23 protein-coding genes and 2 tRNA genes are annotated in these 24,312 nt (G+C 48.0%); 14 read left to right on the top strand and 11 right to left on the bottom strand.

The window, feature by feature from the left end; translation table 11 throughout:
- The first annotated feature begins 37 nt into the window (after positions 1–37).
- Together A1sIA56_RS01845 and A1sIA56_RS01840 are read left to right on the top strand one after the other, a co-directional pair.
- Positions 38–373, top strand: coding sequence for a lycopene cyclase domain-containing protein (locus tag A1sIA56_RS01845; protein WP_223298461.1), 336 nt, complete (start codon positions 38–40; stop codon positions 371–373).
- A complete protein-coding gene (locus A1sIA56_RS01840) occupies positions 370–675 on the top strand; it encodes a lycopene cyclase domain-containing protein (protein WP_095673260.1) in 306 nt (101 codons plus the stop codon). Before A1sIA56_RS01845 ends, A1sIA56_RS01840 begins: the two co-directional genes overlap by 4 nt.
- Before the next feature lie 32 nt (positions 676–707).
- Here A1sIA56_RS01840 and ald read toward each other — a convergent pair whose 3' ends face one another.
- Positions 708–1,787, bottom strand: coding sequence for an alanine dehydrogenase (ald, locus tag A1sIA56_RS01835; RefSeq protein ID WP_095673259.1), 1,080 nt, complete (start codon positions 1,785–1,787; stop codon positions 708–710).
- A gap of 47 nt (positions 1,788–1,834) precedes the next feature.
- Positions 1,835–3,943 carry an alpha-galactosidase gene (locus A1sIA56_RS01830; protein ID WP_095673258.1) on the bottom strand — a complete coding sequence of 703 codons (2,109 nt, stop codon included), beginning with the start codon at positions 3,941–3,943 and terminating at the stop codon, positions 1,835–1,837.
- A 41-nt stretch (positions 3,944–3,984) separates the two neighbouring features.
- Here A1sIA56_RS01830 and A1sIA56_RS01825 point away from each other — a divergent pair.
- The 3 genes from A1sIA56_RS01825 (at position 3,985) to A1sIA56_RS01815 (ending at position 7,071) form a co-directional block, all read left to right on the top strand.
- Positions 3,985–4,058 (top strand) — tRNA-Ile (locus A1sIA56_RS01825).
- A 74-nt stretch (positions 4,059–4,132) separates the two neighbouring features.
- On the top strand, positions 4,133–6,196 hold the full coding sequence (locus A1sIA56_RS01820; protein ID WP_223298460.1) for an RNA degradosome polyphosphate kinase: 2,064 nt from the start codon (positions 4,133–4,135) through the stop codon (positions 6,194–6,196).
- A complete protein-coding gene (locus tag A1sIA56_RS01815; protein WP_095673256.1) occupies positions 6,193–7,071 on the top strand; it encodes an NUDIX hydrolase in 879 nt (292 codons plus the stop codon). Before A1sIA56_RS01820 ends, A1sIA56_RS01815 begins: the two co-directional genes overlap by 4 nt.
- Here the strand turns inward: A1sIA56_RS01815 and A1sIA56_RS01810 are convergent.
- From A1sIA56_RS01810 to phoU, 3 genes are read right to left on the bottom strand one after another with little or no spacing between them, the layout of a single operon-like run.
- Positions 7,068–7,982: a Ppx/GppA phosphatase family protein gene (locus A1sIA56_RS01810; RefSeq protein WP_095673255.1), complete on the bottom strand. Its 915-nt coding sequence runs from the start codon at positions 7,980–7,982 to the stop codon at positions 7,068–7,070. The two genes, A1sIA56_RS01815 and A1sIA56_RS01810, sit on opposite strands and share 4 nt — an antisense overlap.
- Positions 7,983–8,001: 19 nt before the next feature.
- Positions 8,002–9,159 (bottom strand): xylose isomerase, encoded by a 1,158-nt coding sequence (gene xylA, locus A1sIA56_RS01805; RefSeq protein WP_095673254.1) that lies wholly within the window; start codon positions 9,157–9,159, stop codon positions 8,002–8,004.
- A gap of 49 nt (positions 9,160–9,208) precedes the next feature.
- Positions 9,209–9,859, bottom strand: a complete 651-nt coding sequence (gene phoU / locus A1sIA56_RS01800) for a phosphate signaling complex protein PhoU (RefSeq protein ID WP_095674168.1) — start codon at positions 9,857–9,859, stop codon at positions 9,209–9,211.
- Positions 9,860–9,957: 98 nt separating this feature from the next.
- Between phoU and A1sIA56_RS01795 the strand changes: the two genes are divergently transcribed.
- The 6 genes from A1sIA56_RS01795 to A1sIA56_RS01770 are packed head-to-tail and all read left to right on the top strand — an operon-like array spanning position 9,958 to position 14,907.
- The gene (locus tag A1sIA56_RS01795; protein ID WP_095673253.1) at positions 9,958–11,019 is read left to right on the top strand and encodes a sensor histidine kinase; all 1,062 of its coding nucleotides are present in this window, start codon (positions 9,958–9,960) and stop codon (positions 11,017–11,019) included.
- Positions 11,016–11,702: a response regulator transcription factor gene (locus A1sIA56_RS01790; protein WP_095673252.1), complete on the top strand. Its 687-nt coding sequence runs from the start codon at positions 11,016–11,018 to the stop codon at positions 11,700–11,702. The genes A1sIA56_RS01795 and A1sIA56_RS01790 overlap by 4 nt, the downstream gene beginning before the upstream one ends.
- 9 nt (positions 11,703–11,711) lie before the next feature.
- Positions 11,712–12,560 (top strand): ADP-dependent NAD(P)H-hydrate dehydratase, encoded by an 849-nt coding sequence (locus A1sIA56_RS01785; protein ID WP_095673251.1) that lies wholly within the window; start codon positions 11,712–11,714, stop codon positions 12,558–12,560.
- Positions 12,561–12,614: 54 nt separating this feature from the next.
- A complete protein-coding gene (locus A1sIA56_RS01780; protein ID WP_095673250.1) occupies positions 12,615–13,301 on the top strand; it encodes a response regulator transcription factor in 687 nt (228 codons plus the stop codon).
- A gap of 23 nt (positions 13,302–13,324) precedes the next feature.
- Entirely contained in the window at positions 13,325–13,594 is a 270-nt protein-coding gene (locus A1sIA56_RS01775) for a hypothetical protein (protein ID WP_095673249.1), read from the top strand.
- Positions 13,591–14,907: a glycoside hydrolase family 25 protein gene (locus A1sIA56_RS01770; RefSeq protein WP_095673248.1), complete on the top strand. Its 1,317-nt coding sequence runs from the start codon at positions 13,591–13,593 to the stop codon at positions 14,905–14,907. The genes A1sIA56_RS01775 and A1sIA56_RS01770 overlap by 4 nt, the downstream gene beginning before the upstream one ends.
- On the opposite strand, the gene A1sIA56_RS01765 is transcribed toward A1sIA56_RS01770, so the two are convergent.
- Positions 14,897–16,552 (bottom strand): glycerol-3-phosphate dehydrogenase/oxidase, encoded by a 1,656-nt coding sequence (locus A1sIA56_RS01765; protein ID WP_095673247.1) that lies wholly within the window; start codon positions 16,550–16,552, stop codon positions 14,897–14,899. The genes A1sIA56_RS01770 and A1sIA56_RS01765 overlap by 11 nt on opposite strands.
- A gap of 68 nt (positions 16,553–16,620) precedes the next feature.
- Here A1sIA56_RS01765 and glpK point away from each other — a divergent pair, with 68 nt between their 5' ends.
- The 3 genes from glpK to galK are packed head-to-tail and all read left to right on the top strand — an operon-like array spanning position 16,621 to position 20,392.
- Complete coding sequence (gene glpK / locus A1sIA56_RS01760) at positions 16,621–18,117, top strand: glycerol kinase GlpK (protein WP_095673246.1); 1,497 nt, start codon at positions 16,621–16,623, stop codon at positions 18,115–18,117.
- A 22-nt stretch (positions 18,118–18,139) separates the two neighbouring features.
- Entirely contained in the window at positions 18,140–19,252 is a 1,113-nt protein-coding gene (galT, locus tag A1sIA56_RS01755) for a galactose-1-phosphate uridylyltransferase (protein WP_095673245.1), read from the top strand.
- 3 nt (positions 19,253–19,255) lie between these two features.
- Positions 19,256–20,392 carry a galactokinase gene (galK, locus tag A1sIA56_RS01750; RefSeq protein WP_095673244.1) on the top strand — a complete coding sequence of 379 codons (1,137 nt, stop codon included), beginning with the start codon at positions 19,256–19,258 and terminating at the stop codon, positions 20,390–20,392.
- Between the two features lie 3 nt (positions 20,393–20,395).
- Here the strand turns inward: galK and A1sIA56_RS01745 are convergent, their stop codons facing one another.
- From A1sIA56_RS01745 to dnaG, 5 genes are all read right to left on the bottom strand, one after another.
- Positions 20,396–20,638, bottom strand: coding sequence for an ACT domain-containing protein (locus A1sIA56_RS01745; RefSeq protein WP_095673243.1), 243 nt, complete (start codon positions 20,636–20,638; stop codon positions 20,396–20,398).
- A gap of 60 nt (positions 20,639–20,698) precedes the next feature.
- Positions 20,699–21,802: a S1C family serine protease gene (locus A1sIA56_RS01740; RefSeq protein WP_095673242.1), complete on the bottom strand. Its 1,104-nt coding sequence runs from the start codon at positions 21,800–21,802 to the stop codon at positions 20,699–20,701.
- Between the two features lie 80 nt (positions 21,803–21,882).
- Complete coding sequence (locus tag A1sIA56_RS01735; RefSeq protein ID WP_095673241.1) at positions 21,883–22,296, bottom strand: QcrA and Rieske domain-containing protein; 414 nt, start codon at positions 22,294–22,296, stop codon at positions 21,883–21,885.
- A gap of 29 nt (positions 22,297–22,325) precedes the next feature.
- Positions 22,326–22,400 (bottom strand) — tRNA-Asn (locus A1sIA56_RS01730).
- Positions 22,401–22,473: 73 nt separating this feature from the next.
- On the bottom strand, positions 22,474–24,309 hold the full coding sequence (gene dnaG / locus A1sIA56_RS01725) for a DNA primase (protein ID WP_095673240.1): 1,836 nt from the start codon (positions 24,307–24,309) through the stop codon (positions 22,474–22,476).
- Positions 24,310–24,312: the final 3 nt, after the last annotated feature.

Here is a 24,312-nt window from a genome sequence, read left to right as displayed (position 1 = left end):
TAGCAAGATTCATGAGGATGTATGCAAAAATACGAATATGAAACAGTGGTCATATATGGCGATGCTGATTTTCACCTTCTGTGGCTCTGCTTGGCTCGAGATTTACCTTAAGACGGGTGTTCTACGCCGCATCAAAAGAGTCGCAATCAGCGTTCTACCAATCAGCATCCTTTTCCTGGCATGGGATGCCTATGCGATTGCGCAAGGCCATTGGTTCTTTGATCGCGAACAAATTTTAGGAATTTACGGCCCGCTCAATATTCCGCTTGAGGAGTACCTCTTCTTCATGGTGATTCCGATGGCAGCAATCTTCACTATCGAAGGTGTTACTACCGTAAAACCACATTGGCGAAAGGATGAATTCGGCGAATGATCTATTCAGATATTGCGATTGCTGCTTTTGCTATTGCTGTCATGGTCGACCTCTTTGTTTTTAAGACATCGATGCTGACAAGACCAGCGTTCTGGACTTCCTACGCAATCATCTTGCCATTTCAATTCTTAACAAATTGGTGGCTGACATCAAGAAATATCGTTATGTACAACCCCGATGCAATCATGGGACTGCGATTCTTCTCCGCCCCTGCCGAAGATGTTCTCTTCGGCTTCGCGCTCTTGTTAGGCGTGATGGGGTTGTGGGAAGTCTGGGGCCGCAAAGGCTTCCAGCGCCACTAACGATTCAAGAATTAGCTTTTCAAGAATCTGATTTAGCCATGCGCTGCAGCAACTGCGGCGTACATGATCTTTCCTTCATGCACATTCAACCCTGCTTCTAGAGCTGGATCATCTGCACATGCCTTCTGCCAACCCTTATTTGCAAGTGCAAGTGAGTACTTAAGCGTTGCATTGGATAGCGCTGCTGTAGATGTTGCAGGAACTGCGCCCGGCATATTTGCCACGCAGTAATAGAGAGAGTTATGAACCTTAAATGTTGGATCAGTATGTGTTGTTGCATGTGAACCTTCAAAGCATCCGCCTTGATCGATAGCAACATCGACGAGAACGGATCCTGGCTTCATCTTTGCAACCATTGCATCTGTAACAAGCTTTGGAGCAGCTGCTCCTGGAATAAGTACGCCACCAACAACGAGATCTGCCTCCATGCAGTATTGCTCGATTGAGTATGGAGATGAAGCAACGGTCTTAACCTGGCCATGGAACATTTCATCAATTTCGCCAAGGCGCTTGAGATTGATATCAAGAAGAGTGACATCGGCACGAAGACCGATAGCCATTGCAGCAGCAGAAACTCCTACGCTTCCGCCGCCCAAAATTACGACCTTGCCTGGAGCAACTCCAGGAACTCCCCCGAGTAATACTCCGCGTCCACCAGCTGGGCGCTGAAGTGCAGCTGCGCCAACTTGAATAGACATACGTCCTGCAACTTCCGACATAGGAGCAAGTAACGGGAGGAAACGATTGATTTCAACAGTTTCGTAGGCGATCGCAGTGATTCCTGATTTAACAATGGCATCGGTGCATTCGCGTGAAGCTGCAAGGTGGAGATAGGTAAAGAGGATCTGGCCCTTACGCATGCGGTGGTATTCCTCAGCGATTGGCTCTTTGACCTTAATAATCATCTCGGACTTCGCCCATACTTCATCGGCGGTATCGAGGATTGTCGCTCCAGCTTTTACATAATCAGCATCGGTAATTGCCGAGCCAACGCCTGCGTTCTTTTCAACAAAAACAGTGTGGCCAGCGATGATGAGAGAGTGAACTCCTGCCGGTGTAGTTGAGACTCTAAATTCGTTGTTCTTAACTTCTTTTGGAATACCGACAAGCACAATTAACTCCTATAGTCGACGTTGACTGGACTTAGCCGATGCTACTCCTAAAGAGCTTTAAAGTGGAATAACAACCCGGTCTCTGGCTTTAAGACTGGAAGTTGTAGCCCAATATGTGCAAGTTGATCACCAGTTAATGTGAGTGCTGGCCACCAACCTGGCGCCTTCTTCTGAATAAAGTCTGATGCACTTAACTCTTCAACAACGGTGACTTGATACATAGTTTCTTTATCAAGTCCATCGAATGTTGTCACAAGTGGACCGAAGTTATCCGCAGAGGTGAGCTGCATATAAGTAAAGATTGCTTCCTTCTTATCGTGTGCAACCGTGCCATATAACTGGGCATCGCCAATAATTTCATCGCTGCGAACAACTGTTCCTGAATGTAGAAGACCGCGGTGCTTCTTATAGAAATTGATATATGCCTTAAGAGTTTCGGTCTCTTGCGCATCTGCTTCGTTGATGTTCCACTCGATACCAGCATGGCCAAAGAGTGCGTTAAGAGCGCGGAATGAAACTGAATGGGTGCGGTGCATCTGATGTCCCACAGTTGGACCAACGTGAGTGCCAAGGAATTCTGGTGGAATCACAAGGCCTGTCCAACGCTGAATCTGCTGGCGTTCAAGAGGATCGTTCTGATCAGATGTCCAGAAGCGATCTGCATGTTCGATCATGCCAAGGTCGATACGTCCACCACCTGATGAACAAGACTCGATTTCAAGTCCTGGGTGGCGCTTCTTCAGCTCATCGAACATGCGATAGATGGCTTCAGTCTGCTTGCGCACAACAGGGCGCCCATCTGAAATCGGATCCGTTAAATGACGGTTGTGATCCCACTTGATGTAGGCGATGTTGTATTCAGAGAGGACTGCATCTACTTGGTTAAGCACATGGTTATAAGCGCCTTCTTTTGTAAGGTCTAGAACTTGCTGCCAGCGACCTTCAACCGGAATACGTCCAGGTTCCTGCAAAATCCAATCAGGATGAGCGCGATACAAATCAGAGTCGCGATTGACCATCTCGCCTTCAAACCAGAGACCGAATTCGATTCCCTTGTCATTGATGTACTTAATGATTGGAGCAAGACCATTAGGCCATGCATCTTTTGAGACAACCCAATCACCAAGACCAGCGCGGTCATTGCGGCGTGAACCAAACCAACCATCATCTAAAACAACGCGCTCGACTCCGATTTCAGCAGCCTTATCAACCATCTTTCGGATGCCTTCTTCATTGTGATTGAAGTAGACGGCTTCCCACATATTGAGTGTGAGCGGACGTGGGCGAACCTTTGTAATGTGATTGGTGCGCGAACGAATCCAGGAATAGTGATTATTGGTGAGGCCATCAAGACCGCGATCACTAAATGTTGCAACTGCGCGAGGGGCTGCGTAGCTCTCGCCCTTCTTCAAAATTACTTCACCAGGAAGCAGATACTCGCCCGCTCCGATTGATTTATGTCCATCAATCAAACGTTCTACGTGATGAATATTGTTTCCAGACCATGCCATGGCAAGTGACCATGCTTCACCATGACGGAATCCTGTGTTGTGGTTAAGCGCTACCTGCGTAATTGTGTAATCATGGCCTGAACGTCCTTCGAAACCTTCGCGAGTAATAACACCATAATCAATCGAACGACGCTGCGGCTGACGTTCCTTTGTCCAATGTCCGTAGAAATCAAGAACTTCATCTGCTTGCTCGGCAAGCGGTAACCAGTAAAGGAATTGCTCGAGGAAATAATCTCCTTCAGATGTATTGGTGACCTTCGCATCCATCAACAAAATATCTGATGGTGTGAGCGTGTATGTAATTTCAATTTCAATGCCAGCGATTGCATCTGTGAAGACCGCAATCATCGATTGATTTTTTTGAACCGCGCTCGTTACTGCGAAGGAGTTAGTTGCGTTTACTCCCCCGCGATGACCGCGGAGTGCAGGATGACCAATCCAGCCACGTGCATGTTCGCGAAGAATCAGGTTGCCAGGTGCAACATCAAGGCCGCCATGGAAAGCAGGCTTGGTGCGCGCTGCACGAATTGATTCAGCAGCTGCCTTATCAATAGCACCTAACTTCTTGCCCCAATAAAGAACTTCAAGTGAGTCTCCATTATGAGCGAAGATGATTGATGAGCGCGATTGGCTGAGATGAATCATGGCTTAATCCTAATGAGCCACCCCGTAAGATTGGCCAGGACGAGGCGGTAGCTCAGTTGGTTAGAGCCCCGAACTCATAATTCGGTCGTCGTCGGTTCGAGCCCGACCCGCCTCACGTTTATTGGTATTCAAAAGCTAGGTTCATCCAGCGATTACCTGATGTTCACCTCTATAAGCCATTCTTATCCCGTGAAAGAAGTAGTAGCGCCATATCAAGATCGAGAGCTTACGTGGCTCGACTTCGATACCCGAGTCCTCGAACTCACTGAGGATCCGACTATTCCCCTTCTCGAACGACTTCGCTTCTTAGCCATCTTCTCCTCGAACCTTGATGAATTTTTCATGGTTCGTGTTGCTTCAGTGAAAGCCAAAATTGAACGCGGAAGCACCACCGTTAACTCGGCAGGCTATGCGCCAAAAGAACTTCTCAAGGTTGTACTTAAGCGCACTCAAGAGTTGGTCAACACACAAGCTGATCGCTTCCGCGATGTCATCATTCCTGAGCTACGTGCCGAAGGAATCGAATTTGTAAAGATTGCTGACCTCACCGACGAAGAACGAAATCAACTGAAGGATTATTACAACAACCGAATTTTCCCTGTTCTTACTCCGCTTGTGGTTGATCCATCACACCCTTTCCCATATATCTCTGGTCTCTCACTCAACATCGGCGTCAATATCGAATCAAGTGAAGACCACGACATCAGCTTTGCTCGAGTAAAAGTTCCTTCAAATCTGCCACGTTTCATCAGAACTTCAGATACAACTAAATTTAGATTTGTCTTGATTGACGAACTTATCGCTGAGCACCTTGCTGAACTATTCCCAGGCGTGAAGCTCAAGGATCATTTCTTCTTCCGTGTGACTCGTAACCAGGATCTTGATCTTGATGAAGATGAGACTGATGACATCTTAGAAACGATGGAGAAAGAACTCACTCGCCGTCGCTTTGGACCACCTGTTCGCCTTGAGGTGGATAAAGTCATTCACGCAGATGTTCTCAATGAACTCATGGACGAGCTTCAGATTGAACCGCACGATGTCATTAAGTACGACTCCCCCCTTGATCTTCGTAGCCTTAATCAGATTGCAGACCTCGATTTCCCGCACTTGAAGTACAAGCCATTTAGAAGTGAGACTGCGCACGAACTCCGTGATGTAGATCCTGAATCAACAGATTCATTCTTTTCTGCAGTCCGTAAGGGCGAAATCCTTCTTCACCACCCATATCAATCCTTTACTTCATCGGTTGTGAAATTCCTTGAAAACGCTGCTCGTGACCCACATGTTTTAGCGATTAAGCAGACGCTTTATCGCACATCTGGTGACTCACCAATCGTCGAGGCTTTGATTGAAGCAGCGGAGGCAGGCAAGCAAGTACTTGCAGTCATTGAGATTCGTGCTCGCTTTGATGAAATGGCGAATGTGCGTTGGGCAAGAAAATTGGAAGAAGTTGGTGTGCACGTTGTGTACGGCCTCATGGGACTTAAGACGCACGCCAAGCTTTCACTTGTTGTCCGTGATGAAGGCGATGTACTTCGCCGCTACTGCCATGTGGGAACCGGAAATTACAACCCCAAGACGGCACGTTTCTATGATGACCTTGGAATCTTAAGCTCAGATTCCGTTCTTGGTGAAGATCTTTCACGGCTCTTCAATGAGCTATCTGGCTATTCAGCTAAGCATGAATACTCGCGACTTCTAGTGGCGCCTCATAGTCTTCGTAACGGACTCATCGCGCGAATCAAGCGCGAGACAAAGAATCACTTAGACGGAAAACCATCTTGGATCAGACTCAAGCTCAATTCATTGCTCGATGAGCAAATCATCGACACTCTCTATGAGGCAGCAGATGCAGGCGTCAAGATTGAAATTATCGTCCGCGGTATCTGTGCAATTCAACTCAACAATCAAGCACGTCGTGACAACATCAAAGTACGCTCAATTCTTGGCCGTTTCCTTGAGCATTCACGTATTTACTACTTCCGAAATGATGGCGCGGAGGATTACTTCATTGGTAGCGCCGATGTCATGCACCGAAATCTAGATCGCCGCGTTGAAGCGCTGGTTCGAATTGAATCTGAAAAACATAAGGAATCGCTGAAATCTATTCTTGATGACTCCGTCTCAGATGTTTACTCAACCTGGAGCCTCAACGATGAAAATAGATGGGTCCGTAATGTGAAAGATCACGAGGGTAAGTACTTGGCTAATTTCCAAGATCACTTCATCGAAAAATTCAATCGCGCATGATGAGAGCCGCTGGCGCACTTTTATGGCGCGAACTAGGCGATCGATCTATAGAGATCGCACTTATCCATCGACCAAAGTATGACGATTGGACCCTTCCAAAGGGCAAGATTGAAGAAGGCGAAACCGCGTTGCAGTGCGCATATCGAGAATTGATTGAAGAGACTGGAATCAAGGCGGCATTTACTCGCCAGCTTGGTTCGGTTGAATATGAAGAAAGTGGACAACGTAAGAGAGTTATCTTCTGGGCCGCTCATTGCGCACTCGACGCAAGCGCATTTATCCCAAATGAAGAAGTTGATGAGATGTGCTGGCTGAGTGCCGAGGATGCACTTGTCGCCGCAACACATGGATCCGATAAAGAAATTATTGAGAACTTCATGAGCCAAGAAGGGCGCACCGATACTCTCATCATCCTTCGCCACACAAAAGCTCTCGAACGCGGTGATTGGGATGAGGAAGACTCTCAACGTACGCTCAGTGAAGTTGGATTTGATCAAGCACAGCTTCTACTGAAGCACCTCGAGCCTTTTGCAATCGAAGAGGTCTACACCTCAGATTATGTTCGCTGTGTCCAGACTGTTACGCCGCTAGCTCATTCACGCGGCTTAACTATCACTCAAGTACCTAGTCTTAATGAAGAGACTTTTGAGACAGACCCACTTCGATCAGTTTCTTTCGCCAATGCACTCAAGCAAGATGAGAAGAACATCCTTATCTGCAGCCACAACCCGGTGATTCCAACAATGTTGCGCGGGATTCTCAATACCAAGTTGAAGAATAAAGATTTAATCAAGCTTGAACCAGGTGATGCTTGGATCGTGCATCGCGTACGTGGAGAGATAGTTGGGCTCGATTACTTAAGTATCGGGAATTAACGCTCAATCCAGTCGAGGCGATGGAGAACAATTCCTTCGCGAAGAGCCCACGGACAGATACGAATCTCTTTTAACTCAAGTGTCTGCATTAACTGTTTAGCAACCATGGCGCCAGCAACAATCTGCGGGGCGCGCTCTGCAGATACTGACTGAAGTTCTTTTCGTGATTGGATATCAAGTGCTTGCAGCTTTGGGACCATTGCATCAAGTGCCGCAAGAGTTAAATGTGGGCCAAATTTCGGAAACATATTCTGTGAAATTTTCGCCAAAGTGCGGAAGGTTTTACTTGTTCCGGCTGCGTTATCTTTCTCAAAGGTAGATAGCGAAGATGCAAGTGGTTCGATTTTCTCTTCGAGGTATTCCTCCAGCGCTTTAAGCGACTTCGAGGTAAATGGATCGCCCTTAAGAAATTGACGAGTGAGACGCCCTGCACCGAGCTGCATCGAAGTCTTAAAAGTTGGGTCTTCTTCTGCACCTCGCGCGATTTCAAGAGATCCCCCACCGATATCGAGTACAAGTAAATCTCCCGAAGACCAACCGAGCCAACGTCGGGCGGCGAGAAATGTAAAGCGTGCCTCTTCTTCGCCACTCAATACTTGAAGATCTATACCGCATGCTTTATTTACATGAGCGATAACTTGATCCGAATTTGTTGCTTCACGAATTGCAGAAGTTGCAAAAGCTAGAAGTTCATCGATATCTAAGTGCTCAGCGCTCTTCATATTGCTCTGAATTGCATCCGTGATGCGATTAATTCCAAGATCGGTAATTGCACCGGTCTCATCTAGATATTCAGTAAGACGAATAACTGATTTGTGCGATGAGTTAGGAACTGGCGGTCCACCAAGGTGGCCATCGACTACCTGTAGATGAATGGTGTTGGAGCCAACATCTAGTACACCAAGTCGCATTTGCGAAGTCTAACGAGTGTTAGGGAGTAACGCCCATCAAATGCTCCATAGCGAGTTGGTCGAGGATTTCATATCCATAACCGCGCTTACCGGCTGCATCTGCATCGAATGAATCCTTTGCAAGATCCTTCCATGTCTCACCTGCTGCAAGAGTTGGCTCTGAAAGACCTGGAATATTTGATTCCTTCATCGCTGCAATGACACGTGGATCCTTACGGAATGCAGCTGCACGCTCCTTGAGAACTAAGTACATGCGCATATTCGATGTTGCAGATGCCCAGACACCTGAGTCACCATCGGTGCGTACAGGCTTGTAATCAAAGTGCTTCGGTCCTGAATATCCGTAGCGCTCAAGAAGATCGACGAGGAAGAAGGCGCTCTTTACATCGCCATGGCCAAAGACGAAGTCCTGGTCATACTTTGGACCGCGCTGACCATTGAGGTCGATGTGGAATAACTTCTTCTGCCACAACGCCTGTGCAATTCCGTGAACAAAGTTGAGGTTCGCCATCTGCTCGTGGCCAACTTCTGGGTTAAGACCAACCATCTCTGGGTGATCGAGCATCTCGATAAATCCAAGTGCATGGCCAATCGTCGGAAGGAAGATATCTCCACGTGGCTCATTTGGCTTTGGTTCGATAGCAAACTTAATGTCATAACCCTTATCGATGACGTACTGACCAAGAATGTTGAAGCCTTCTGCATAACGCTCGAGAGCAACGTAGGCATCCTTTGAGCTTTCAGATTCAGCGCCTTCGCGCCCGCCCCAGCAGACATAGATCTTGGCGCCTAGATCAACTGCTAAATCAATATTGCGCATCGCCTTGCGAATAGCAAAGCGGCGGATATCGCGGTCGTTGCTGGTGAGTGCGCCATCTTTAAAGACGGGATGGCTAAAGAGGTTTGTTGTTGCCATCGGAACTTTCATTCCGGTCTCAGCGAGTGCTTTCTTAAATCGATCGATATGTCCCTGACGTGTTGAATCATCGGAACCAAATGGGAATAGATCATCATCATGGAAGGTCACACCATAGGCGCCACGAGCTGCAAGTTCATTGACTGTGCGAACTGGGTCTAGCGCTTCACGAGTTGGATCTCCGAAGGGATCACGAGCTTGCCAGCCGACAGTCCAGAGACCGAATGTGAATTTATCCGCAGGTGTGGGTGTGTAGGTCATGTTCTGACCCTATTGGAAATTGCGCTACTTCAAAAGTATTTAGCGAAATTTACTTTTGTGGAGCGAACTCGCCGGTTACAAGATAGTAAACGCGACGGGCGACAGAGACCGCATGGTCTGCAAATCGCTCGTAGTAGCGACCCAGGAGAGTGATATCGATTGCTGATGCAACTCCTGCTTTCCATTCTGATGAAACTAGAATCGAGATGAGGTCACGATGGAGCTTATCCATCTCATCATCATCAGTCTCTACTTCCAAAGCCAGAGCAGTGTCGCGAGATTCGATAACGGTTCCGACCTTGCGAGCCATGTTTTCTGCGACATGTCCCATGCGTTGCAACGTTGTCTGAAGTTCTAGAGGTACTGCCGAATCAGGATGGCGAAGACGTGCGACCTTTGCAACGTGGTGAGCCAAGTCGCCCATGCGTTCTAGATCTGCGCTCATACGAAGGGCTGTTAGCAGGGCTCGAAGATCTGTGGCCACCGGTTGTTGACGCGCAACAATGTCGATGATGCGTGCATCTAAGTCATGCTGAATCTGATCGATTTTTTCGTCAAAGGAAATTACTTCTTCGGCCAAAGTGATGTTGGCATCAATAAGAGAAGTCGTCGCCTTATTGATTGAATCACTCACCATCTTTGTCAGGTCTACGAGAGTCTGAGAAACGGCATCGAGTTCTTCTTGAAATATCGAGCGGATAAGAGCCATTGGGCAAAAGTAAGGGGTATTGGTGAATTATGGAAATCATTCACGTGAACGGAAGGTAAACAGGGGTGAGGCGGCATTAGGCTTACATCATGTGGTTTCGCAAGGGCTCGGATGAAATTACTGAGAGTCCTGCCCCGGATCTCTTCTTCGATCTCATCAATGAGTTAGATCAGGATGTTCTGCTGCTATCTGGCGGAGATACTCCAATAATCGCATCGGCGGGAGTCGAAAATCTGAATATTTTGCGTGACGGAAAGTTTCTTTCTCCGGAGATTCTTGCCATCGTGCGCGCTGTGCGGCGCACAGGTAATCAGCACACGGGCAAGCTAGATATTCCACGCGGCCCTATCGGTGAAGGAACAAGAGAACTCACTCTTAAAGTTGTGGCGCTAGAGCAGCACTCACTAGTAATGATTCTTATCAGCGATGAATCTGAAGCTCAACGAGTACATGAAGTGCGACGAGATTTTGTCGCCAATATCTCTCACGAACTTAAGACTCCCATTGGTGCACTTTCTCTGCTCAGCGAAGCTGTCCTATCAGCTAAAGACGATCCGGACTCTGTCACAAAATTTGCATCTCGAATGCAGCACGAAGCAAAGCGACTCACTGACTTGGTTCAAGAAATCATCAATCTTTCACGGCTGCAAGATTCTGACCCGCTCTCTATTGCTCATGAAAATAGCGTCAACGACATGATCCAGGTAGCTATAGATCAATGTCAGACGATTGCATCGGCTCGAAAAATTGAAGTTGCGGTCGCAGACTCCCCTGATGCAAATGTCTTAGGTGACCCTGAACAACTCACCATGGCAATTCATAATTTGATTGAGAATGCCATTAACTATTCACCTGAGAATACGAAGGTCTCGGTGACTACGAGCCTCGAAGATGGAATTGTCCAAGTCTCTGTTACCGATCAGGGTATTGGAATTCCAGAGAGCGACCAGGCTCGCATCTTTGAACGTTTCTACAGAGTAGATCCTGCCCGTTCGCGTGAAACCGGTGGTACGGGATTAGGTCTATCCATTGTTAAACATGTCGCGACCAATCATGGTGGCGAAGTTAAAGTCTGGAGTTCGCCAAATGTAGGTTCTACATTTGCACTTCGACTTCCAATCTACTCAAGCCCTGGAGAGTCCCTATCATGACAAAGATCTTGATAATTGAAGATGAGATTTCATTTTCAGAAGCACTCAGCTTTCTTCTTGAGAAAGAGGGCTACTCCACTGTTGTCGCAGAAACTGGGAAACAAGGACTCGATGCATTTAAGAGCGATAATTTTGATTTAGTCCTACTCGATTTAATGATTCCTGAAGTTTCTGGAATTGATGTCTGCCGAACAATCCGCACGACTTCAGCAGTTCCGATTATCATGTTGACGGCTAAGGATTCTGAGATAGATAAGGTCGTTGGTCTCGAACTTGGTGCTGATGATTATGTAACTAAGCCATATTCATCACGTGAGCTAGTGGCAAGAATCAAAGCTGTGCTTCGTCGAGGAACCAGCGATGGTGAAATTTCTGATAGCACAAGCGTGCACAGCATTGCTGGAATCAAAATGGATATCGAGCGCCACCAAGTGACGGTAAATGAAGTCGCTATCAATCTCCCTCTCAAAGAGTTTGAACTTCTTGAATTCCTGATGCGAAACGCGGGACGCGTCCTTACGCGCGGTCAACTCATCGATCGCGTGTGGGGCGGCGATTATTACGGTGATACAAAGACTCTCGATGTTCACATTAAACGTTTGCGCTCAAAGATTGAGGTCGATCCAGCTAATCCGCTCTTGATTCAAACTATTCGTGGATTGGGTTACAAGTTCGAGGCGTAGAATCAATCTATGGCTGAGAAAAGCGTTCGCACATTTACCGCAAGAGATGCAGCTCGATGCATCATTACTCCTAGCGATATTGATCATAAATACTCTCGTGGAGTACTAGGAGCAATCACTGGTTCTGCGCAATATCCAGGCGCTGCCGTACTCAGTACATCTGCAGCCCTTGCCACAGGTATCGGCATGGTCCGCTTCCACAGTTCATCAGGCTTAGCCCATCTTGTCTTGCACGATGCACCTGAAACCGTTGTGCAACCTGGTCCAGTTACAGCTTGGCTTGCAGGTTCGGGTATCCATCATAAGAAGTACAGCGACTTCACGACATGGCTTCGTCATCGTTGGTTCACGCTCATGAAGGCGCAAACTGTTCCGACAGTTCTTGATGCAGGAGCTCTTTCGTATGCAGGAAAGTTAAGTCAGCCAACGCTCATTACGCCACATGCTGGTGAACTTTCTCGCTTGCTGGCATCGCATTCAATAACAGTAAGTTCTGAAGCAATCGAAGCCGATCCGCAAACTTGGGCAAAGAAGACTTCACAGCTGCTTAATGTGACAGTTCTGCTCAAAGGTTCGAAGACAGTTGTGGCTTATAACGATCGCGCTATCGCTCTTTCTAAAGCAACTCCATGGCTTGCAACAGCTGGTTCAGGAGATGTCCTTGCCGGAATAATTGGAGCCCTGGTTGCTACTAATTACATTGAAATTCTCAACTCTCCGGAACGATTAGCGGACGTTGCTGCAACAGGTGCATATATTCATAACCAAGCAGCTCTTCTTGCTTCGCAAGGCGCTCCTATCTCAGCATCGATGATCGTTGATGAGATTCAGAACGCAATCCGAAAAATCATTAAGTAAATTCTAGGGATATCCCCTCTCCACGAAAGCAAGAGAGGAGATTTACCCTTATCCATGGTTAAAACTCTGGCAAACCCTGCTCGCGTCTTACTTGTGAATGATGATGCTTTCGAGCTCGCGACTATGTCTGCTTCGCTTCGATTGCACAGCATCAACGTAGTTGGCGAAGCGGCTAATGTCTTTGTGGCCGAGAATCTCTTTAATTCACTACAGCCTGAAGTGGTGATGATTGATCTGCAATTTTCAGGCGAAGAAGCGGTGGCTTTGCTTCAAAAATTTCGTAGAGTAGAACCTGATTTAGGAATAGTCATCACTACATCGTGCCCAGATCTTCGACTCTTCGGACTTCTCGAAAAGAATATCCCGCACGGAAGTAAAATCATTCTCAAGAGATCGGTTTCAGACCTTTCCATCATTACCTACGCACTTTCAGAGAGCATTGATTCTGCTCACGATGGATCTGCCATGAAATGGATCAGCGCACACTCAGCTGTTCATGAAAACTCCTTCATCAGCATTCTGAGCGATTTAACTGATATTCAAATTGAAACTCTGCGGTTGGTTGCACAGGGCTTAAGTAACTCTGAAATTGCACGCATTCGCTATGTTTCTGAAAAGTCTGTTGAACAGATTGTGGCGCGCATCGCTCAACACCTTTCTATCTCACCTGATCGCAGTCGTAACCTGAGAGTGATTCTTGCCGGCGAGTACTTCAAATGGCTCGGCGCCCCTAGACATTAACTCTCGTGCGGTAAAGTCGCCGCATGTCCGCAGAACTGACCCTCACTGATCTACGCCAGCGATGGAATGAAGTTCTCGACCTCGTTGAAAGTCGCGATCGTGTTGTCTGGATTGCATACTTTGATGCGCGTTTAGAATCCTTCGAAAATGGTCGACTCACCTTAGATTTCCGCGATAGCAACAAGTTGGCAACTGGCCACGATTATCAGGAAGCGCGCCTGCGCCACCGTTCCCTGCTACAAAGTGCAATCTTCGATGTTTTTGGCATCACAGCTGTGGTTGTAGAAAAGTGAAGAAGTTTGGCGCGCTCCTCTCTGCTTCAGTTATTGCAGCATTTTCACTGACAAGCATCTCCCCTGCTTCAGCCAAAGACCTCAATGTAAATGGTCCTGGTGGTCGCATTCATGGCGCCGACATCAGTAGATGGCAACATCCCAATGGAAAGCCAATTAACTTCGTCAAGATGCACGATGCAGGTGTCGCATTTGTCATGATCAAAGCTTCAGATTCTCGAGATGATGCAGATCAACTTGCAGCCAAGTACGTGAAGATGGATCGCACGGGCGCGCAAGCAGCTGGTATCTATACCGGCTTCTATCACTACGCGATTCTTCCGGATGTCACAGCACCTTCTGCTCTTATCAAAGATGCCCAAGTTCAAGCGCAGAAAGTAATTTGGCGTATCGCTTCATTGGGCGGTTATAACGAGATGGATCTACCTGTCGCACTCGACATTGAAAATAACTGCGTGCGCCTTAGCAGCACAAAGGTTTGCAAGAAGACAGCGACCCGCAGCGCTGCCACTCTCTGGTCTAAGACATTCCTAAAGACCATCAAGGAGAAGACGGGCCGAACCCCGTTGATCTACTCATCGCCTTACTTCCTTGAAAATTCCTTGATTAGAGATAAGGAGCTCAGCTCGTATCCACTCTGGATTGCGCAATATGCGATCGATCCAGCAAAAGAAGGAGCGCTTCCAAACTTTAAATTGGGCTCACATGTGAAGGCAGCGGGTTGTTATGTTCATTCATGGACAACAGCAGGATGTACTGCAAACTGGACCGTCTGGCAGTACACATCATGTGGAATTGCGCCTAAGTATGGAGTTCCCGGTAGTCGCTTAGATCTCAATGTATTTGGCGGCGGACCAGAGAAGTTCCAGAGTCTGCTAACTGGCACATGGTTGCCTGATACCGCTGACTTTATGCCACAAGGTGAAACGTCGACCATCACCATCACGGCCGTCAGCGCATCAACAACTAATAAGAACGCCGTGATTTCTGTTGAAGTAAAACGACCAGATAATTCACCGGTGGTTACAGGAGCGGTTAAGTATTACTTCCACTCATCTAATTCCGTTATTCCAAAAGTAACTCAGACTATTGCTCGCGAAACAAGCGGTTCATGGAAGTTATCTATTGTTGGACTTCCTGCAGGTACATGGGTTGGCAACGTTGGATTTAAAGATGCATCAGGAACTCACGCAGAAGTTAAAGCGCCCCTGACTTTGACTATCGAACAGGGTCCAACTCCGCCACCTGCACCAACAAAGAAGCCTTCAGTGAAGCCAGCGACAGATAGTTGTAGAAATCAGATTAAGAATTAATTAGCTCTACTAAAGCAGCCTCTTCTTGAGAAATTACTTCAAGGAAGGCGCTCACTGAAGCGTTACGTTCCTTTGTGCCCCAGCCAAGTTCATCGCCGATAATCTTGGCAACTTCCTTTGCAGCTTCTGCCCCACTATCGGCAGCTTCAAAAGAAATTCGTGTGCGGCGAAGAAGTACATCTTCGACCGAAAGTGCGCCTTCATGAGAAGCTGCGTGGAGAATTTCAGCCTTGATATAAGGCAGATCTGGGATAAGTCTTTCGGCAAGTGATGCGTCATCGGCGATGAGTCCGAGAATTTCTTCGATGAGTGAGCCGTAACGATCGAGTAGGTGCGTAACAGTTGCTTCAGAGATGGAATTCTCTTCGGCAATCTTTGCTACCTGCTGCTTCAAAGCAAAGTATCCATCTGCTCCGATGAGCGGAAGCTTTTCGGTAACAGAGTCACTCACTAAGCGGCGAAGATCTAGAACTGCAAGATCAACAGCATCCTTAGCCATGACGCGATAGGTGGTGTATTTACCGCCTGCAATGCTGACAAATCCTGGTGCAGGACGATCGACAGTATGTTCGCGAGAAAGCTTTGTTGTCGCAGAGCTTGTCTTATTAGCTACTAGTGGGCGAAGGCCTGCAAATACTCCGAGAATATCTTCGCTCTTTAGTTTTGGTTCAAGAACACGGTTTGCTTGATCCAAGATATATTGCACATCTTCTTGTGTAGCAAGTGGCTTAGCGCGATCTCCTTCGTAAGGAGTATCTGTAGTTCCAACAATCCACTTATCTCCCCAAGGAATAAGGAAGAGCACTGATACCGGAGTCTTCAAGATGATTCCATCTTTAGAGTGGATGGCATCTCCTGGAACAACAATGTGCACACCTTTAGACATCGCAACTGAGTAGCCTGCTGTGAGCCCGAATTGCTCGTGAAGCTCATCGCTCCAGACGCCAGCACACATGATGGTTGCTTTGGCAGAAATCTTTAACTTCTTATTTGTGTGGGTATCGAGAGCAACGACGCCAGTAACTTTCTTGCCGGTTCGGATTAAATCTTCAACGCGAACGCCTGTTGCCATCACCGCGCCATGACGGGCAGCTGTACGAGCAATCATCATGGTGTGGCGGGCATCATCGACCTGTGCATCGAAGTAACGGATCGCACCAGTAATGATGTCTTGGCGCAACGAAGGTGAAATTGTTGCAATGGTTTTGCCAGTTAAATGCTTATGGGAAGGAAGTGCGCGCTTAAATCCGCGTAGTGCATCATAGAGAGCAAGCCCCGCACCAACGTAGGTGCGCTCTTTAACTTTTTCCGTGAGCGGATAGAGGAAGCTGACTGGCTTTACGAGGTGAGGACATTGAGTTGAAACCATGAGTTCGCGCTCGTGAAGAGCTTCGCGCACCAATTTAAAGTCATATTGTTCGAGATAGCGAAGGCCACCATGGATTAACTTGCTGGAACGGCTTGATGTTCCTGCTGCATAATCGTGAGCTTCAACGAGGGCAACTTTCAATCCACGCGAAACTGCATCGAGGGCTGCTCCGACGCCATTGACTCCGCCACCGATAATCAGGATGTCGAATTCTTCAGAGGTCAGCGAGGCGATGGCCTTCTCGCGTTGCTGCGCATTGAGCTGTGAAGTAAACATCGGTGTTGAGAGCTACCAATTCCTTAGTGTGCTTGAGTACTTTCAAGGGTTTGAATAGTCTTAACTATATGGCATACATCGGAAGTTTGGACCAAGGAACTAGCAGCACACGATTCATGATCTTCGATGCTGATGGAAAAGTTGTCGGCCAACATCAAATGGAGCACCGTCAGATACTTCCTCAAGCAGGTTGGGTCGAACATGATGCCGCAGAAATTTGGGATCGCACCAAAGAGGTCATTGCCGGAGCTCTCAAACAAGCCGATATCTTGGGTTCGGATTTAGCTGCAATTGGAATAACCAATCAGCGCGAAACCACTGTCGCATGGGATGTCACAACAGGACGTCCACTTCATAACGCAATCGTCTGGCAGGACACTCGCACAGCTGATTACCTCGAAGGTTTTGCGCAGAGCGCTAAAGATGCAATTACATTTAAGACCGGTCTAGCCATCGCCCCTTACTTCTCGGGCAGCAAGATGAACTGGTTGATTCAAAATTCTGATGCCGTAAAGGCAGCTATTGCATCAGGTTCAGCGCGCTTTGGAACGATTGATTCCTGGTTGCTCTGGAACCTTTCCGGTGGAACTCAAGGCGGAGTCCATTTCACCGATGTCACCAACGCAAGCCGCACCTTGTTAATGAACCTCGAAACCTTGCAATGGGATGACGAACTTCTGGGTTACTTCGATATTCCTCGCACTGTACTTCCGGAGATCAAATCTTCATCTGAAAAATATGCGTTGACCGATCCGCATGGACCTCTTGGATCTGCTGTTCCTATCGCAGGAATCTTGGGCGATCAACATGCTGCGATGGTTGGCCAAGTCTGTTTCGAACGCGGTGAATCAAAGACAACGTACGGCACCGGAAACTTCGCGCTTCTTAATACAGGCAAAGAGATTGTTCGATCCAAGAACGGTCTTCTATCGACTGTCTGCTATAAATTTGGTGATGCGCCTGCGATGTACGCGCTCGAAGGTTCAGTAGCTGTTACTGGTTCTGCCATTCAGTGGCTACGCGATCAGCTTGGAATCATCACTAATGCAGCCGAAACTGAATCTCTTGCTTCCTCTGTTACCGATACAGCAGGTGTCTATTTTGTTCCAGCATTCTCTGGGCTCTTTGCTCCATACTGGCGCAGCGATGCACGTGGTGTGATCGTCGGACTCACTCGCGCAGCCACAAAGGCACACCTGGCGCGCGCAGCACTTGAAGCAATCTGTTATCAAACTCGTGACGTCATGGATGCGATGGTTGCAGATAGCGGTGTGCCCATGACAGAAATGCGCGTCGATGGTGGAATCACTGCCAACGCGCTTTGCATGCAGATGCAGGCAGACACTATGGGAATCGATATCACCAGACCATTGATTACAGAGACAACCGCACTTGGTGCTGCATATGCAGCAGGTCTCGCAGTTGAATTCTGGAAAGATACTGATGAGTTGAAGAAACAATGGAAACAATCTCGTCGCTGGAACCCAACATCAAGTAGCGAAGATCGCGCAATTGGATATGCCGGTTGGAAGAAAGCGATTGAACGCACCCTCAACTGGGCCTAACCCAAGGTAGAGTACGTTCATCATGGATGAGATAGTCGAACTTTCAGCAGGTGTAGTGCGCACAAGCCGCACTATGAACGACGGTCGCACCATCCGCTATTACGACACAGCGGGCCAGACCCGTACCGTTCCTGATCAACGCCCTGAAGAAGAGCAGCCTGGAATCGGTGAACTTCGCCTCGATCCCCTGGTCAACGAATGGGTTGCAATGGCTGCGCACCGCCAAGGTCGCATCTTCTTGCCACCAAAAGAACTCTGCCCACTCTGCCCAACAACAGGCGAACTTCTCACTGAAATTCCTGAAAATGATTTTGAAGTTGTTGTCTTTGATAATCGTTCACCATCTCTTCGACCACCTGATGGCGATTTCGCTCTTCCTGACATGGTCGGTTCAGATACCGATGAAGGTGCTGCAGCAGGAAAGTGTGAAGTTATCTGCTTTACCGCAGACCACGGTGGCGCATTCAAATCCCTTTCACCTCAGCGAGTACGCACTCTTCTTGAAGCGTGGCGCGATCGCACAGCAGAACTTTCGAAACTTCCATTCATTTCTCACATCGCACCTTTTGAGAACCGCGGTGAAGAAATCGGTGTGACTCTGGCGCACCCACATGGTCAGATCTATGCGTATTCATACCTTCCCCCACGCGTCACCAAGATGCTTGAAGTTGCGCGTAAGCACCATGAAAAAACCGGTCGCGTCTTATTTGATGACGTTCTAGCCCGCGAACTTCGCGATGACGTCCGCATCATTGCTCGTAATGAACATTGGGTCGCTTACACACCTTATGCATCTCGTTACCCATTTGAAATTCATGTTGTTCCGTTGCAGCCAGTAGCAGATCTGACCGAGCTAGCACCAGCTGCCTGTGATTCATTCCCATCGATTGCAATCGAAGTCATGCAACGTCTTGATGGCGTCTTTGGTATTGATATGGCCTACATCGCTGCATGGCATCAGGCACCAGTGCGCGAAGGTCGTGATCTCCTTCGCCTTCATTGGCAAATCACTAGCGTGCGTCGCGCACCTGGAAAACTTAAATATCTCGCTGGTTCAGAATCTGCCATGGGTGCATTCATTATGGATATGAAGCCAGAGCAATCTGCCCAGCAGCTAAAAGATGTAAAGCTTTAAACCATGGCGTCCATTGCACGTACCTTTGAAGAGCTTTATGGCCGTAAACCCGAAGTTCTCGCTGAAGCTCCAGGTCGCGTCAATCTCATCGGCGAACATATCGATTACAGCGAAGGCTTCGTTCTCCCCTTTGCTATTGCCGATCGCGCCTACGCGGCAATTGCTGCTCGCAAAGATGGTTTAGTCCGCATCGCATCTCATCAACGTAAAGAGAAGATTTTCACTATTGATATCAACGATGTGAAGCCTGGCAGTAAAGGTGATTGGGAGAAATATGTTCTCGGCGTTATCTGGACTCTTGGCATTTCAACCGGCGTAGATATATTGGTCGACGGAACTGTTCCATCCGGTGCCGGACTTTCATCCTCTGCCGCCCTCGAATGTTCAGTCGCTGTGGCCCTCAATACTCTCTTCGAGCTCGGTAAGAGCAAGGAAGATTTAGCACGAGCAACACAGAAGGCTGAAAATGATTACGTTGGAATGCCCTGCGGAATCATGGATCAATCTGTTTCACTTATGGCTCAAGCGGGAGCTGCGCTTCTTCTCGATTGTCGCGACCTCAGCACCGAATCAATTCCCTTTAACGTAGCCGATGCTGGGCTTGAACTTCTCATTATCGATACACAAGCACACCACGCGCTAGTAGATGGCGGTTATGCAGAACGTCGCGCTTCCTGTGAATCTGTTGCTGCAAAGTTAAATATTCCATCAATGCGCCACTTAACTCTCGAATCGCTAGAAGCAAATCGCGACAAGTTGACCGAAACAGAGTTCATCCGCGCTCGTCACGCTGTTACTGAAATTGCGCGAGTCCTTGATGCTGTGACCGCTCTTCGAGCATCAGATTTCGTGACTTTAGGGAAATTGATTAACGCATCCCACATTTCGCTTCGCGATGATTACACAGTCTCTTGCCCTGAACTCGATGTTGCAGTCGATGCATCTCTTGAAGCAGGTGCCATGGGTGCGCGCATGGTGGGCGGCGGCTTTGGTGGAAGCGCTATTGCGCTGATTAAAGCCAGTGACGTTCAGAAGACACGAGAAGCGGTCTCTGAGGCATTTGAATCACAAGGCTTTAAGAAGCCACGATTCTTTACATCGCTACCGAGTGCTGGTGCTAGCGCAAACCTGCTTAATTAAGAATTAATTTGCGAGGGGCTCAATAGAGAGTACTTCGACTCCGCCAATTGAGTTAAGAATTTCAACGAGATCTGAAGGATCAGTTCCTGGGACAGCGACTGTAATTTGATCGTAGCCAGTTCCATCTTCGCTCTTAAGAACTTCGAGTCCGCGGATATCTGCACCTGCAGAACCGATTGCAGATGCGAGCATTCCGAGTGAGCCAGGACGGTCTGGAAGAGATACCTGCAATGTGAAGAGAGCCATGGCAGAAAGATACCCGCTACCTGTGTATTTAAGGTAACGGGTATGTTTCTTACAGAATTCTTAGAGCGACGGCGCCGACCCTAAAGTGACCTTGAAAGTCTTGCTTCCGCCTGTTGGCAGATCGACGAGTACTGAAACGACAGTTCCAGGAACGTAGGATCTGATGCGCACGATGGCAGTGTCATTATCAATAACTTTCACTCCATCGATACTGCGAATGACTGAACCAACTGGGATGCCAGCTTTCTCGGCACCTTCACCTGCACTCAATCGTGCAATCTTCGCACCAATGCCTGTAAAGGTTGGATCGAAGTAGACACCGAGTACTGGACGAGTTGATTTACCTGTTGCAATGATTTCATCGATGACGCGCTTTGCTTCATTGATTGGAATTGAGAAACCAAGTCCAATTGAACCGCTGGCAGATCCACTAGAAAGCGTTGCAATTGCTGAGTTCACGCCGATGATGCGACCTTGTGAATCGATAAGGGCTCCACCTGAGTTTCCAGGGTTAATTGCAGCATCGGTCTGAATAGCATTCACATATGACTGCGCATCAGCAGTTCCGGTAGAGACCGGACGGTTAAGCGCGGAAATGATTCCGCTTGTCACGGTGCTTGCTAAGCCAAGTGGAGAACCAATAGCGAGAACTGGGTCTCCAACGCTGACTTTAGAAGAATCACCTAGTGCGATAGCTGGCAAGTTGCCAATTTGAATCTGTAGCACGGCGATGTCATAACCAGGATCGCGTCCCACAATCTTGGCGGTGTACTGCTCGCCATTTGTGAGTTCAACCTTGATGGTGCCAGTAGTTGCAGCTGCTTCAATCACGTGATTGTTGGTGATGATGTAGCTAGAAGATGAATTGCTCTTGTAAATCGAACCTGATCCGGTTCCTTCGCCACTTGATGTTGTGGCCGAAATGGAGACAACAGAAGGAGTAACAAGAGATGAAATCGTCTTGGTGTTCATGCCGTTGCCACCGATTTCTACGAGTGTGCGGCTGGAAGAACAGGTGCCATTGGAAGAGAGGTATAAAGCCTGAGTGCGATTATCTGCACAAGCTTTGAGAGTGCCGGCGGTAGGTGTGATCGCAGCAGTTGCAACAGAGCCTGCTAAAACGACTCCGGCTACAAATGCGCCAATTGTTTTTGTGTTCTTCATGAAAATGATCCTGTCTTATCTTCCTGAGATTTTCCTGATACTACTTTTGGACTTGTGGGGGATTTCCAGCTTCGGCTTGCCTACGCTTCGACTATCCACGCGCCTTTGACTGCAACCTTAACTTTTCCAAGCGGAACTTCAGCCACGCCACCGATTGGCTTGGCACCCTTAAGTGGATCGAATTCAGCGCCGTGACATGGACAGCGAAGTCGTTTTGAAGATGGGTTGTAGGCCACGGTGCAACCTTGGTGTGTGCAGATAGCTGAATATGCGAAGACTCCGGTTTTGGTGCGAAAGAGAATTGCTGGCATTCCTTGCGCTGAGTGCGTGAAATTAAATGTTCCACCCACAGGAACCTTTGCGAGCTTGACGATGTTCTTTCCCTTTGCAGCAGCTGTTGCAGGTGAAAGTTTGCTTCCAGAAATTGCGGCAAGAGCCGAAACCACAAGGGCGCCTAAGAAACCACGACGCTGAAAATTGGGATTAACGTTCATGGAAAAAGGGTAAGGCAAATGGGTGTAAATGGCTCCCTGACTTGGATTCGAACCAAGAACCTGTCGATTAACAGTCGACTGCTCTGCCGTTGAGCTATCAGGGAATGTATCGGGCGCAACTCTACCTCAGGGTTTAACCCCTGCCAAAATGAGAAGAAATGAGCGAAGGGAAAGGAACTAGAGCGAACCAATAGAGAGTTCGTGAAGGCCGCGCTTCTGGGTTTCCAGGGCTACCAAATCGCCAAAAGCTGCGTTGTACTGCTCCTCATTTTCAACAGGATTAAGTCTCTGCAAACTAGATTTGAGATCTGCAATCTTGCGACTTACCAATACTTCGCGCAGGCGAGCGACAATGCTGGAAACATATTTCTCAGATACCGCTCCATCTGTTCGCACCGGTTCTACAGAAAGCTCGGTAAAGAGTTGGCGCATACGTTCATCTGTGACATTTTCAAGCAGAACTGGTTCGGTACCAAATGAATCAATGATGCGACGAAGCTCGAGATAGGCAGGATGCGTGAAGGCATCATCCTCGATTGTCTTCCAGTCGGTAACTAACCCTGACATCTGAAGTTTTGCCTTCAATACTTCACGTTCCAACATCAACGTTGGTTCTGTTGGGTTTGGTCGCCAGGCAGTATCTGCGGAAGGTGCTTCAACAGGCGCAGATGTTGTTGAAACTTTCTTAAGCGCGGTGTTAACGGCAGCGGTTACGACTTCAGTTTCTGTACCGAGCCATCCAGCGAGAGATTTAATGTATTCAGGGCGAAGTGATTTATCGCGAATAGCCGCAACTAATGGTGCTGCAGTATTGAGAGCATTAACTCGACCCTCAGCCGTTGTTAGATTGTGCTTCTTGAGCTCGGTGCGGATTGCGAATTCAAAGAGTGGTACTCGCTTTGCAATGAGATCGCGCAGAGCTAAGTCACCTTTATGTTGACGTAGGTCGCATGGATCAAGGCCATCGGGTTCGACGGCAACGAATGTTTGGGTAACAAACTTCTGATCATCGCCGAAAGCTTTCATGGCAGCTTTCTGTCCGGCTGCATCTCCATCGAAGGTGAAGATAACCTCGCCACGGAATGCATCGGCATCCATAAGCAAACGGCGGATGATGCGGATGTGATCATCACCAAAAGCGGTTCCGCAGGTTGCAACCGCAGTTGTAATTCCCGCTAAATGGCAGGCCATCACATCGGTGTAACCCTCAACAACTACTACCTGACGATTCTTAGCAATATCTTTCTTTGCCATATCAAGTCCGTATAGAACTTGTGACTTCTTATAGATAGGAGTTTCAGAGGTGTTGAGATACTTAGGGCCTTGATCTTCTTCATCGCTTGCTAGCTTGCGTGCACCAAATCCAACGATGTCACCTGAGATATCTTTAATCGGCCACATAACGCGATTGCGGAATTTATCGATAGGACCACGTTCGCCCATCTTGGAAAGTCCAGCTTCTTCAAGTTCGTCGATTGTGAAGCCAGCTGCACGAAGATGTTTGGTAAGTCCATCCCAACCATTCGGTGCATACCCAACTCCAAATGAATCACATGCAGCCTTATCGAAGCCGCGCTTGGTCAGTAAGTCGCGACCATGTGCTGCGTCAGGAGATGTGTTGAGTAAATCTTGAAAGAACTTCGCCGCTGCAAGATTGGCTGCATAGAGACGTGAGCGTTGTGACGTTGGCTGGGTAGGGCCACCTTCTTCGTAGCGAAGTGTGTAACCGATTTGAGATGCCAGACGTTCGATAGTTTCAGTAAATGAAAGGTGATCTGTCTTCATCATGAAGTCGATGACATCGCCACCAACGCCACAACCGAAGCAGTGGTAGTAATTCTTAGAAGGAGTTACGTGAAACGAGGGTGATTTTTCGTCGTGGAATGGGCAGAGACCTTTCTTCTGTCCCCCACCAGCATTTTTGAGAGCAACGCCAGCTGCAGAGACGACCTCATCGATATGTGCATGTTCGCGCACATAAACGATGTCATCTGCCTTGATACGACCGCTCATGTT

Origin of the sequence: Candidatus Planktophila sulfonica (assembly GCF_002288065.1) — a bacterium.
GTDB lineage: Bacteria > Actinomycetota > Actinomycetes > Nanopelagicales > Nanopelagicaceae > Planktophila > Planktophila sulfonica.
Note: the sequence above shows the minus strand (reverse complement) of the source record. Positions and strands in the feature narration are given on the sequence as shown.

What these genes read in the sequence shown, in the direction of transcription:
- A1sIA56_RS01795 (WP_095673253.1), top strand. Translation starts at nt 9,958, where the DNA reads ATGTGGTTTCGCAAGGGCTCGGATGAAATTACTGAGAGTCCTGCCCCG.
- A1sIA56_RS01775 (WP_095673249.1), top strand. Translation starts at nt 13,325, where the DNA reads ATGTCCGCAGAACTGACCCTCACTGATCTACGCCAGCGATGGAATGAA.
- xylA (WP_095673254.1), bottom strand. Translation starts at nt 9,159, where the DNA reads ATGACCTACACACCCACACCTGCGGATAAATTCACATTCGGTCTCTGG.
- galK (WP_095673244.1), top strand. Translation starts at nt 19,256, where the DNA reads ATGGCGTCCATTGCACGTACCTTTGAAGAGCTTTATGGCCGTAAACCC.
- A1sIA56_RS01785 (WP_095673251.1), top strand. Translation starts at nt 11,712, where the DNA reads ATGGCTGAGAAAAGCGTTCGCACATTTACCGCAAGAGATGCAGCTCGA.
- A1sIA56_RS01815 (WP_095673256.1), top strand. Translation starts at nt 6,193, where the DNA reads ATGATGAGAGCCGCTGGCGCACTTTTATGGCGCGAACTAGGCGATCGA.
- A1sIA56_RS01810 (WP_095673255.1), bottom strand. Translation starts at nt 7,982, where the DNA reads ATGCGACTTGGTGTACTAGATGTTGGCTCCAACACCATTCATCTACAG.
- A1sIA56_RS01780 (WP_095673250.1), top strand. Translation starts at nt 12,615, where the DNA reads ATGGTTAAAACTCTGGCAAACCCTGCTCGCGTCTTACTTGTGAATGAT.
- A1sIA56_RS01830 (WP_095673258.1), bottom strand. Translation starts at nt 3,943, where the DNA reads ATGATTCATCTCAGCCAATCGCGCTCATCAATCATCTTCGCTCATAAT.
- glpK (WP_095673246.1), top strand. Translation starts at nt 16,621, where the DNA reads ATGGCATACATCGGAAGTTTGGACCAAGGAACTAGCAGCACACGATTC.
- A1sIA56_RS01790 (WP_095673252.1), top strand. Translation starts at nt 11,016, where the DNA reads ATGACAAAGATCTTGATAATTGAAGATGAGATTTCATTTTCAGAAGCA.
- A1sIA56_RS01735 (WP_095673241.1), bottom strand. Translation starts at nt 22,296, where the DNA reads ATGAACGTTAATCCCAATTTTCAGCGTCGTGGTTTCTTAGGCGCCCTT.
- dnaG (WP_095673240.1), bottom strand. Translation starts at nt 24,309, where the DNA reads ATGAGCGGTCGTATCAAGGCAGATGACATCGTTTATGTGCGCGAACAT.
- A1sIA56_RS01745 (WP_095673243.1), bottom strand. Translation starts at nt 20,638, where the DNA reads ATGGCTCTCTTCACATTGCAGGTATCTCTTCCAGACCGTCCTGGCTCA.
- A1sIA56_RS01845 (WP_223298461.1), top strand. Translation starts at nt 38, where the DNA reads ATGAAACAGTGGTCATATATGGCGATGCTGATTTTCACCTTCTGTGGC.
- A1sIA56_RS01840 (WP_095673260.1), top strand. Translation starts at nt 370, where the DNA reads ATGATCTATTCAGATATTGCGATTGCTGCTTTTGCTATTGCTGTCATG.
- galT (WP_095673245.1), top strand. Translation starts at nt 18,140, where the DNA reads ATGGATGAGATAGTCGAACTTTCAGCAGGTGTAGTGCGCACAAGCCGC.
- A1sIA56_RS01740 (WP_095673242.1), bottom strand. Translation starts at nt 21,802, where the DNA reads ATGAAGAACACAAAAACAATTGGCGCATTTGTAGCCGGAGTCGTTTTA.
- A1sIA56_RS01765 (WP_095673247.1), bottom strand. Translation starts at nt 16,552, where the DNA reads ATGTTTACTTCACAGCTCAATGCGCAGCAACGCGAGAAGGCCATCGCC.